The sequence below is a fragment of the Sphingopyxis sp. genome, from assembly GCF_036675685.1.
Taxonomy (GTDB): Bacteria; Pseudomonadota; Alphaproteobacteria; order Sphingomonadales; family Sphingomonadaceae; genus Sphingopyxis.
Genome location: NZ_JAKFEM010000047.1, coordinates 26,617 through 36,686, shown reverse-complemented (window position 1 = coordinate 36,686; position 10,070 = coordinate 26,617). Strand labels below are relative to the sequence as shown.

9 protein-coding genes are annotated in these 10,070 nt (G+C 65.9%); 4 read left to right on the top strand and 5 right to left on the bottom strand.

What is annotated here, in order from left to right:
• Positions 1–162: 162 nt before the first annotated feature.
• Positions 163–1,449, bottom strand: a complete 1,287-nt coding sequence (locus V6M50_RS17245) for an acyltransferase family protein (RefSeq protein ID WP_332819811.1) — start codon at positions 1,447–1,449, stop codon at positions 163–165.
• Positions 1,450–1,793: 344 nt separating this feature from the next.
• Here V6M50_RS17245 and parC point away from each other — a divergent pair, with 344 nt between their 5' ends.
• Positions 1,794–4,049, top strand: a complete 2,256-nt coding sequence (parC, locus tag V6M50_RS17240) for a DNA topoisomerase IV subunit A (RefSeq protein WP_332819816.1) — start codon at positions 1,794–1,796, stop codon at positions 4,047–4,049.
• Between the two features lie 89 nt (positions 4,050–4,138).
• A complete protein-coding gene (locus V6M50_RS17235; protein ID WP_332819810.1) occupies positions 4,139–5,818 on the top strand; it encodes a putative bifunctional diguanylate cyclase/phosphodiesterase in 1,680 nt (559 codons plus the stop codon).
• Here the strand turns inward: V6M50_RS17235 and V6M50_RS17230 are convergent.
• From V6M50_RS17230 to V6M50_RS17215, 4 genes are all read right to left on the bottom strand, one after another.
• On the bottom strand, positions 5,791–7,011 hold the full coding sequence (locus V6M50_RS17230) for a CCA tRNA nucleotidyltransferase (RefSeq protein ID WP_332819815.1): 1,221 nt from the start codon (positions 7,009–7,011) through the stop codon (positions 5,791–5,793). The genes V6M50_RS17235 and V6M50_RS17230 overlap by 28 nt on opposite strands.
• On the bottom strand, positions 7,008–7,592 hold the full coding sequence (locus tag V6M50_RS17225; protein WP_332819814.1) for a CoA pyrophosphatase: 585 nt from the start codon (positions 7,590–7,592) through the stop codon (positions 7,008–7,010). The genes V6M50_RS17230 and V6M50_RS17225 overlap by 4 nt, the downstream gene beginning before the upstream one ends.
• The gene (locus V6M50_RS17220) at positions 7,592–8,176 is read right to left on the bottom strand and encodes a DUF1285 domain-containing protein (protein ID WP_332819809.1); all 585 of its coding nucleotides are present in this window, start codon (positions 8,174–8,176) and stop codon (positions 7,592–7,594) included. The genes V6M50_RS17225 and V6M50_RS17220 overlap by 1 nt, the downstream gene beginning before the upstream one ends.
• 104 nt (positions 8,177–8,280) lie before the next feature.
• Positions 8,281–8,784, bottom strand: a complete 504-nt coding sequence (locus tag V6M50_RS17215) for a GNAT family N-acetyltransferase (protein WP_332819808.1) — start codon at positions 8,782–8,784, stop codon at positions 8,281–8,283.
• An 89-nt stretch (positions 8,785–8,873) separates the two neighbouring features.
• Between V6M50_RS17215 and V6M50_RS17210 the strand changes: the two genes are divergently transcribed.
• On the top strand, positions 8,874–9,245 hold the full coding sequence (locus V6M50_RS17210; protein WP_332819807.1) for a dihydroneopterin aldolase: 372 nt from the start codon (positions 8,874–8,876) through the stop codon (positions 9,243–9,245).
• Entirely contained in the window at positions 9,242–10,003 is a 762-nt protein-coding gene (locus V6M50_RS17205; RefSeq protein ID WP_332819806.1) for an SDR family oxidoreductase, read from the top strand. The genes V6M50_RS17210 and V6M50_RS17205 overlap by 4 nt, the downstream gene beginning before the upstream one ends.
• Positions 10,004–10,070 lie beyond the last annotated feature (67 nt).

Sequence of the window (10,070 nt, the reverse complement as noted above, 5' to 3'; positions counted from 1 at the left end):
CGCCGCGAGGTCCAAATCGGGGGGATGCATAGGGCTGAACTTTCCTGAACTTTGGAATATTACGCAGCCCTTGCGCCGACCGGATCCCGGATCCAACCCGGGATGACGAAAGAAGGCCATGGCGGTTCACCACCCCAAAGCGGACGTCGCCCCATCCTCGCGTCACGTCCGCGACTGCGTCAACCGATGCACCGGCCCAAACTGCGCAACCGCCGCCCCGATGAACGGCAGCGCGACGAGCCATAGCCGCACCCCGGTCACCCCCAGCGGGCTGGCGATGCTGATCGCCGCGGTCGCGCCCAGCCCCGCGCAGATGAGCAGCAGCCCGACGATCAGGCGCCAGTGCGGCACCTCCTTGTCGCTGCCGCTCGCGCGTTCGTAGCGCGCGAAGAGCATGATCAGCGGGAAAAGCGCGGCAATATAGAGGACAAACCAGATCGGCCGCGCGAGCCACCACGCTCCGCTGCCCGGCGCTACGTCGAGTCCGATCCCGCCGAGCAGCCACGCTGCGACCATGACGAGCACGAAGGCGGTGAGATGCCAGAGGTAGATGGTCATGATCATGCCGTTGACCAGCACCACCGCGGTCCAGATGCGCAGATTGCCCAGCATCCGCCGCCCGAGCGGTTCGAGCGCGAGCGCGAAGCCAGCCTGCGCGATGCCGAGCGCGAGCAGTGCGAGCGTCGGCGGCATCGAATTGCTGAGGCCGGAGCCCGGCACCCCGATCATCGCAACCGGATAGGGTCCGAAGCCGACAAGCAGGCCGAGCGCGATCAGCCCGCCGATCCCCCACAGCAACGCGGTGCGCGGCGGCAAGCGTCCCTCGCTCCCGGCAAAGCCGAGCTGGTGGATCGCGAGCCAGACGAAGGCGAAGTTCAGGAAATTCACGTAAGGAACATCGAACCGCAGCGTCGCGACGTCGATCAGGATCGCGCCCGCGACGAGCATCCAGAAGGAAGCGAACTCCCAGCGTTTCCAAGCTTTCCATGTCAGCGGCACGACCGCGGCGACCATCAGATAGACCGACAGGAACCACACCGGAATCAGCGCAAGCTGCGCCGCCATCGCGACAACGCCGCGCTCGATCCCCATCAAGGTGCCGAACATCGCTACGACGGTCCAGATCAGGAACAACGGCAGCACCGGGTTGATCAACCGCTGGAGCCGCCCGCTGTACCAGCTTTCGTAAGTGCCGCCCTTTCGCTGCGTCGCCGCCCACGAGATGCCGTTCGAAAAGCCGCCGACGAGGAAGAAGAGCGGCATCACCTGGAAGCCCCAGGTCAGCCACTGCGTCCACGGCAGGATGCCGAGCAGGTGGCCGCCCTCGACCGCGCCGTCCTTGATATAGGGCGCCGCGACCAGCCAATGGCCGACGACCACGGCGAGGATCGACAGCGCGCGGAGGAAATCGACATAGCGATTGCGTTCGGGCGGGGCTTGCAGCGCCATCTCTTTGGCGCGGGACCATATGGTTTTACGAGTTGCGGCCGCTCCGGTTTCGGTCAAAAATTCTTCCTTCCCTCGTGAACACCCAAGCTCAGTTCTTTCCTTCGTCATTCCCGCGAAGGCGGGAATCCCACTTTCTTCATTGGCGCAAGAGAAGCGGGATTCCCGCCTTCGCGGGAATGACGGAAGTTGATGACGTCGGAACCTAGTGCGGCTTCGCGTTGGCACAAGAGCGAAGACGCTTCGCCTTTGCCTTGGCGCATCAGCCTTGCTATCGGCTCCCGACAATGGCCAGCACCACCGACGATCCCGACAACAGCGCTCCCGATTCCGGCCCAGTCCCCGGCATGACCGATACCCCGTTCGACAGTGCGCTGTCCGAACGCTATCTCGTCTATGCGCTGTCGACGATCACCGCGCGCTCGCTTCCCGACCTGCGCGACGGATTGAAGCCCGTTCACCGCCGCCTGCTCTGGGCGATGCGCGCGATGCGGCTCGATCCGTCGCAGGGCTACAAGAAATCGGCGCGCGTCGTCGGCGACGTGATCGGTAAATTCCACCCGCATGGCGACACCGCGGTCTACGACGCGATGGTCCGCCTCGCGCAGGATTTCTCGCTGCGCTATCCGCTCGTCGACGGCCAGGGCAATTTCGGCAATATCGACGGCGATAACGCCGCGGCCTATCGCTATACCGAGGCGCGGCTGACGCGCGTCGCGGTCGACCTGATGCAGGGGCTCGACGAAGGCACGGTCGATTTCCGCCCGACCTATAATGGCGAGGATGAAGAGCCCGAGATCATGCCGGGGCTGTTCCCGAACCTGCTCGCCAATGGCGCGAGCGGGATCGCGGTCGGCATGGCGACGAATATCCCATCGCACAACGCCGCCGAGGTGATCGACGCCGCGCTGGTGCTGATCGAGAACCCGCGCGCCGAGCTGTCCGAACTGCTCGAACATGTCAAAGGCCCCGATTTTCCGACCGGCGGCATCGTCGTCGACAGCGCCGAGACGATCGCGCACGCCTATGAGACCGGCCGCGGCGGCTTCCGCGTCCGTGCGCGTTTTTCGACCGGCAAGCTGGAGGGCGGCGGTTGGGAAGAGAGCGGGATCGAGAAGCAGTCCGGCGGCACCTGGCAGCTCGTCATCAGCGAAATCCCTTATGGCGTCGCCAAGGGCAAGCTGATCGAACAGATCGCGCAGCTGATCGCCGACAAGAAATTGCCGATCCTCGAGGATGTCCGCGACGAAAGCGCCGAGGATCTACGCATCGTCATCGAACCCAAGAGCCGCAACGTCGACCCCGACATTCTCAAGGAAAGCCTTTACCGGCTGACCGACCTCGAAAACCGCTTCGCGCTCAATCTGAACGTCCTCGACGCGACGCGCACGCCGAAGGTGATGGGGCTGCACCAGCTGCTCACCGAATGGCTCCAGCACCAGATCCTTGTGCTCGTCCGCCGCGCGCAGCACCGGATCGCCAAGATCGACGACCGGCTCGAGCTCGTCGCGGGTTATATCATCGCGTTCCTCAATCTCGACCGGATCATCGAGATCATCCGCACCGAGGATGAGCCGAAGCCGGTGATGATTGCCGAATTCGTCCTGACCGACCGCCAGGCCGAGGCGATCCTCAACATGCGGCTGCGGTCTTTGCGCAAGCTCGAGGAAATGGAGCTGAAGCGCGAGCAGGCCGACCTCACCGCCGAGCGCGAGGAGCTCGTCAAGCTGATCGAGAGCCCGGCGCGGCAGAAGACGCGGCTGCGCAGGGACCTGGAGAAACTGCGCGCCGTCTACGGCCTCGACACATTGCTCGGCGCGCGCCGCACGACGATCGCCGAAGCCGCCCCGGCACGCGAGATCCCCTTGGACGCGATGATCGAGAAGGAACCGGTGACGGTGATCCTGTCGAAACGCGGCTGGATCCGCGCCCAGCGCGGCCATGTCGCCACCGACGGGTGGGCCGAATTCAAGTTCAAGGAAGGCGACGAGTTGCTGTTCGCCGCGCACGCGCAGACGACCGACAAGCTGTTGATCGCCGCGAGCGACGGGCGTTTCTTCACCGTCGGCGCCGACAAGCTGCCCGGCGGGCGCGGGTTCGGCGAGCCGCTGCGCCTGATGGTCGACATCGACCCCGAGGCGCGCATCGTCGCGATGATCCCCGCGAGCGCCGAGGGCCGCCTGCTGCTGGCGTCGACCAGCGGCCACGGCTTCGTTGCGCAGATGGCCGAGGTGGTCGCCGAAACGCGCAAGGGCCGTAATGTCGTCAATCTGAAACCCAAAGCATCGCTCGCCGTGGTCCGGCCGATCGGGGCAGGCGACGACAGCGTCGCGGTGGTCGGCGAAAACCGCAAGCTCGTCGTCTTTCCGATCGCCGAGGTGCCGGTGATGGCGCGCGGCCAGGGCGTGATGCTGCAACGCTATCGCGACGGCGGCCTGTCCGATGCGGTCAGCTTCGCTTTCGCCGACGGATTAAGCTGGGCGATGGGCGGCGATACCGGCCGCACGCGCACCGAAACCGACCTTGTCCCCTGGCGCGTCGCGCGCGGTGCCGCGGGCCGGATGCCGCCGACCGGCTTTCCGCGCAATAATCGTTTCGACTGACAGTATTTTCATGTTGCCGTAAATAGCTTCTTTACTCCCCTTCACCTAGGCAATGGCCAATGGGGAAAGGTCGCACAAAACCCGCTGTTATGCCTATTGATCGAACCGGTGAAGACCGGCCCTTGCTGTTTGTCGGATGGATCGATGCGTTGCCGGTCCCGGCGGCGCTTATCCGCCCGCTGGGCCGCGGCAATTTTCGCCTCCATGCCAGCAACGCAGCCTTCGACCGGCTGAAACTGTCCCCCGTCGGCGTCGATGCGCCGATCGAGCTGCTCCGCGCGATCGAGCGGGCCGCACAATATCCCGATGATGCCCAGGAATTTTCCTGCCAGCTGGGCGAAGGTCCCGCCGCGCGCGACCTGCGCGGGTCGATCGGCCCGCTGCCCACCGAATCGGGCGATGACGGGCTGTTCCTGCTGACGCTGATCGACCGGACGCAGGAGATGATGACCGAGCGCAACCTGCGCCGCGAACTCGTTTCCGACAGCCTGACCGGCCTTCCCAACCGCGCCGGGTTCGAGGAACTGGTCGAACAGCGCGCGCTCACCGACGGTGCCGGCGCCGACCATGCGATCCTGCTGCTCGATCTCGCGCGCTTTTCGCGCATCAACGAACATATCGGGCCGATGGCGGGCGACGAGCTGATCATCACCGTCGCGCGGCGGCTGAAATCGAGCCTGCGCAGCGGCGACATATTGGCACGCACCGGCGGCGACGAATTCGCCATTTCGACCCGCGTTGCGGGGGGCCGCGCCGATGTGCGCGAAATGGCGCGGCGTATCCGCGGCTGCTTCGACCATCCCTTTCGCATCGGCGAATTGAAGGTCAGCGTCGATTGCGCGCTCGGCTGCGCGATCCAGCCCGCGGCTGACACCGATGTCGCCGATCAGATCCGTCATGCGCAGATTGCACTGAAGCGCGCGAAGCAGACCGACCGCATCGAAATCTATGAACCCGAAGCGGCCATGCTCTCCGACAATCGCTTCGGGCTCGAGACCGAACTGCGCAACGCAATCGAGGAAGACCGGCTCCACCTCGCCTTCCAGCCGCTCATCGAGCTGTCGAGCGGGCGCGTCGCGGGGTTCGAGGCGCTGGCGCGCTGGGACCACAGCAGCGGCCATTCGGTTTCGCCTACCGAATTTATCCCGATCGCCGAAGATTCGGGCCTGATCGTCCCGCTCGGCCAATGGGCGATCGGCAAGGCGGCGGCGGTGCTCGCCGACTGGGACAAGCTGAACGACGCGATCGTCGACTGTTATTTCTCGGTCAACGTCTCGGCGATCCAGCTGCTGCGCGACGATGTGGCAGGCGTGGTCCGCCAGGCCCTCGAAACCCACAAGATCGGCGGCGAGCGGCTGATGATCGAGCTCACCGAAAGCGCGATCATCGGCGATCCCGATCTCGCGCTGTCGGTGCTCAGCGAGTTGAAGGCGCTCGACGCGCGGATCGCGATGGACGATTTCGGCACCGGATATTCGAACCTCGCCTATCTGCAACGGCTGCCGATCGACGTGCTCAAGATCGACCGCAGCTTCGTCGAACATATGGTCGACGACCGCGACAAGGTGGCGATCGTCCGCACGATCCAGAGCCTCGCCGAAGTGCTGGGGATGAAGACGACCGCCGAAGGGGTCGAGACCGCCGACCAGGCACGGCTGCTGTCGGCGCTCGGATGCGATTTCGGGCAGGGTTATCTGTTTGCGCGGCCGATGGATGGCGCCGCCGCGCTCGAATATTGGAGTCAGTCGCTCACGCGGCCGATCTTCTGACCGACGAGCCGCGCCACAAGCTCTGCGACTCTGGCGGCATCCGGGAAATCCTCAGCCACCCATTCGGCCTCGACCGCTTTCAGGATGCGCGCGACCTCGGGCCCCGCCGCGATCCCGCGCGCGACGATGTCGCCGCCTTTCAGCGGCAGTGCGGGGACGTCCCAGTTCGACAGCGATGCGATGGCCGCCGACGCAGCAGCCGGATCGCCCGCGAGCAGGTGGACGTCGCGCGCCGCCTCGATACCGATCGCATGCGCAAGCTGCCGCGCCGGCCGCGCGACATCGCTCCGGCGACCGCCAAGCGCGGCGAGATGCTTGCGCTGCCGCGTCGAGAGGCGCAGCCGGCTCGCCACTTGTTCGGCGATCGCGGCATCGGCGGGAAGCAGCGCCGACAGGCGGCGCAGCGATGCCGGTTCCACATTCGCCGCGCGCTCATTGGCAAGCAACTTGTCCAACGCAGCGGCAAAGCCCCGATCCATCTCGGGCAACAGCACCGCGAAAATGCCGTCGTCCGCCATCTGCCCGACAATCGCGCGCGGATCGGGAAGCCCCAGTATCTTGGTGAGTTCGTCGGCGATGCGTTCGCGCGACAGGCTTTTCAGCGACTGGCGCGCGGTCACCACCGCAGCGTGGCTGACGGGGTCGAGCGCACCGCGTCCAAAGCGTGCCGCGAAACGATAGAAACGCAGGATACGCAGATGATCCTCGGCGATGCGCGTCGCCGCATCGCCGATAAAGGCAACGCGCCCCGCCTTCAGGTCGGCAAGCCCGTCGAACCAGTCGAGGACCTCGCCCGTATCGGCGTCGGCGTAAAGCGCGTTGATCGTAAAGTCGCGCCGCGCCGCATCGTCGCGCCAATCATTGGCGAAGGCGATCGTCGCGCGGCGCCCGTCGGTCTCGACATCGTGGCGCAGCGTGGTGATTTCGTGGTGATCGCCGCTCGCAATCGCGGTCACGGTGCCGTGGGCGATGCCGGTCGGAATGACCTTGATGTCGGCCGCTTCCAGCCGCCGCGTTACCTCTAGCGGCAACAGCGGGGTTGCGAGGTCGATGTCGGTGACCGGCAGGCCGAGCAGCGTGTCGCGCACCGCGCCGCCGACGATCTTCACCGCGCCGCCGTCGACACAAAGCGCCGCGACGATCCGCCGCAACCCCGTCCGGCCGCGCCATTCGGTATCGGGCAGGCGCGTCACCGGTGCCAGCCCGCCGGCATCCGCCGCGCGAGATTGATGATGATGCCCGCCGTCACGCCCCAGATCCGCCTTCCCTGCCATTCCATGTCATAATAGTGACGATCCTGTCCCTGCCAATGCGCATGGTGACGCGCATAATTGTCGGGGTTGAACAGCGTGTCGAGCGGCACCTCGAACCAGTCCTCGACCTCGTCGGGGTTGGGATCGAGCGGCAGGTCGGGCGGGATGACGCCGAGCACCGGGGTAATCAGGTAACCGCTGCCCGAACGATAGGGTTCGGTCGCACCGGCGATCGTCACGTCGCGGCGGGTGAGGCCGATCTCTTCCTCGGCTTCGCGCAGCGCCGCGTCGATCGCATCGCGGTCGCCGGGATCGATCTTGCCGCCGGGAAAGGCGACTTGCCCCGCGTGGCTGCGCAACCATTGCGGCCGCTGGGTCAGGATCACGCCGGGATCGGAGCGGTCGGTGAAAGCGATCAGCACCGCGGCATCGCGCAGCGTCGGCGTGCCGAGATAGGCCTCGTCCTCGCCCGCGTCGGGGAGCAGATTATCGAGCGCGGCGCGCAACTTCGCCGACAGCATCAGGTGCCGACCAGCGGAAAGCGGGTGCCGTTCGACCATATCGCGGGCGGTTCGGCGTCTTCGGCCAGCGCGATCTCGACGATCTCGTAATAAAGCGCGCGGTCGATGCGCGCCTCGAGCCCGCCCCCGATCGCGCCGCGGACGTGCAGCCGTGGGTCGGGATTGTCCGGATCGTCGCCAAAGCCGAGCGGATGATCAGGCCCGGCCATGACAAGATCGTCGGTGTCGAGGCGAAAGACGAGCTTGCGCGCCTCGCCCGCGCCTTCGCTTTTCATTTCGACGGCGCGGAACGGCAGGTCCTCGACCGTGATCGACAGCTTCTCGGCGGGCGTGACGAGGACATGGTTGCCGTCGGGCTCGCGGCGCAGGATCGTCGAGAAAAGCTTGACCATCGCGGGGCGGTTGATGCGTCCGCCTTCGTGAAACCAGCTGCCGTCGGCGCGAATTTCCATTGCGCTGTCGCCCTCGTGCGTCGGGTGCCACTGCTCGACCGGCGGCAGCTTGCGCGCCGCGAGCAACTCGGCCGCTTCGGCCAGCGAAAGCTGCGAAAAGGATTTGGGAAGCAATGGCGGGGGGGTGACCATATATCCGACATAGGCGGCGGAGCGAGGTGTGCAAGTCGACTTCGCTGCGAAGCGAGGCGCATGCCGGATAGGCGGGCCCTGATTTTGATTCGCGCAAACAAATTCTACCGCGGCCCGATCATCCCCGCACCCGTGGGCAGATCGTGCCCATTCACCGCCCGCGCGAGCAGGCGGCGTTTCTCGAACGGGCCGGGCAAATCCCATTCGCCCGTGGCATCGGCGGTGAAGCCGAAGAAGCGCCCATAATATTCGGGATCGCCGATCATCATCAATGCGCCGTCGGCCCTGGTTTCGGCGGCGTCCAGCATATGCTCCATCAGCGCGCGGCCGTGGCCGCCGCGCTGGACGTCGGGACGGATCGCCACCGGACCGACCATCACCAGTGGGGCTTCGCTGCCATCGGGCGCGTGGTGCGCGACGGGCCAGCACTGGATCGTTCCGACCAGCGCGCCGCCCTCGACGAGCGCGAAGCTGAGCGTGGGGATCGCCGCCGCTCCTTCGCGCAGGCGATAGGCGGTTCGTCCAAAGCGATCCGTCCCGAAAGCGGCGTCAAGGAGATCCTCGACCGCCTGCGGATCGATATTCGACAATGGAAGTAACTCGACCAACGCGCACCCTTTCGCTAATGCGGCGGCGCTTTAGGGTCCGGCGTCGGTATTGCAAAGCCGAATGTCGCGCCCACCAACAGGATGATCGTGTGACCGATAGTTTGTGGCTGGAAGTGGACGGGCTGACCGTCCAGGTGCTGACCGGCATATATTCCGAAGAAACCCATCTGCCGCAGCCGCTGCGCATCTCGGTGCGCGCGAAGCTCGCGATGGCCGATCATTATGACCCGATGACGCCGCTGAGCGCGTCCAAAAATTACATGCACCTGAAATTCGCGGCGACCGAGGGCATCCCCAAGGATGTGCATTTCGTGCTGATCGAAAGCGTCGCCGACCATATCATCGACACGCTGTTCCTGCAGGATGAAAAGATCGACGAGGTCGAGGTGAAGATCGTCAAGCTCGCGATCGCCGAGGACGGCGAAGAGATCGGCATCACGATGCGCCGGGTTCGCAAGTGACGCAGAAGCTGGCGCTGGTGACGGGTGGACTCCACCGCGTCGGCGCCGCGATTTCGGCGCGGCTTGCGCGCGAAGGTTATGCGCTGGCAATCCACAAGCGGAGCCCGGGTGACGCCGATCCGGTGCTGGCTGACGCGCTCGCCGAGACCGGCATGATCGCCCACCGCTTCGCCGCCGACCTCGCCGATTCGGCGGCCGTCGATGCGTTGATCCCCGCAGTGATCGAAAAATTCGGCCGCGCCCCCGACCTGCTCGTCAATAATGCGGCGCTGTTCGCCGAGGGCGAATGGGCCGACCTGTCAGCGGCCTCGCTTGCCGAGATGATGCAGGTCAACGTGTCTGCACCGGTGATGCTGGCAAAGGCGCTCGTCGCGGCGAGCGAAGGCAAGCGGCCGGCGATCGTCAATATCGTCGACCAGCGTGTCACGCATCCGGTGCCCGACCAGATCGCGTACAGCCTGTCGAAATCGGCGCTGTGGCAGGCCACCGCGACGCTGGCGGTCGCGTTCGGGAACCGCGCACGCGTCAACGCTGTAGCGCCGGGGCTGACGATGGCGACCGGGGATTATAGCGAAGGCCAGGTCGAACGGCTGGCTCGGCGCATGCCGCTCGGCGCACTGCCGACACCGGCGCAGATCGCCGACGCGGTTCTCTATCTGGGGCGCGCCGAGGCGGTGACCGGACAGACGATCTTTGTCGACGGCGGCGCGCATCTGGCGCCGATGGCGCGCGACTTCGTGCGGCTGGAGCGGGAGTAAATCCCCGTGTCCCCGCGAAGGCGGGGACCCAGAGCGATATGACGCGGGCGTTGCCCAAGAACACTCT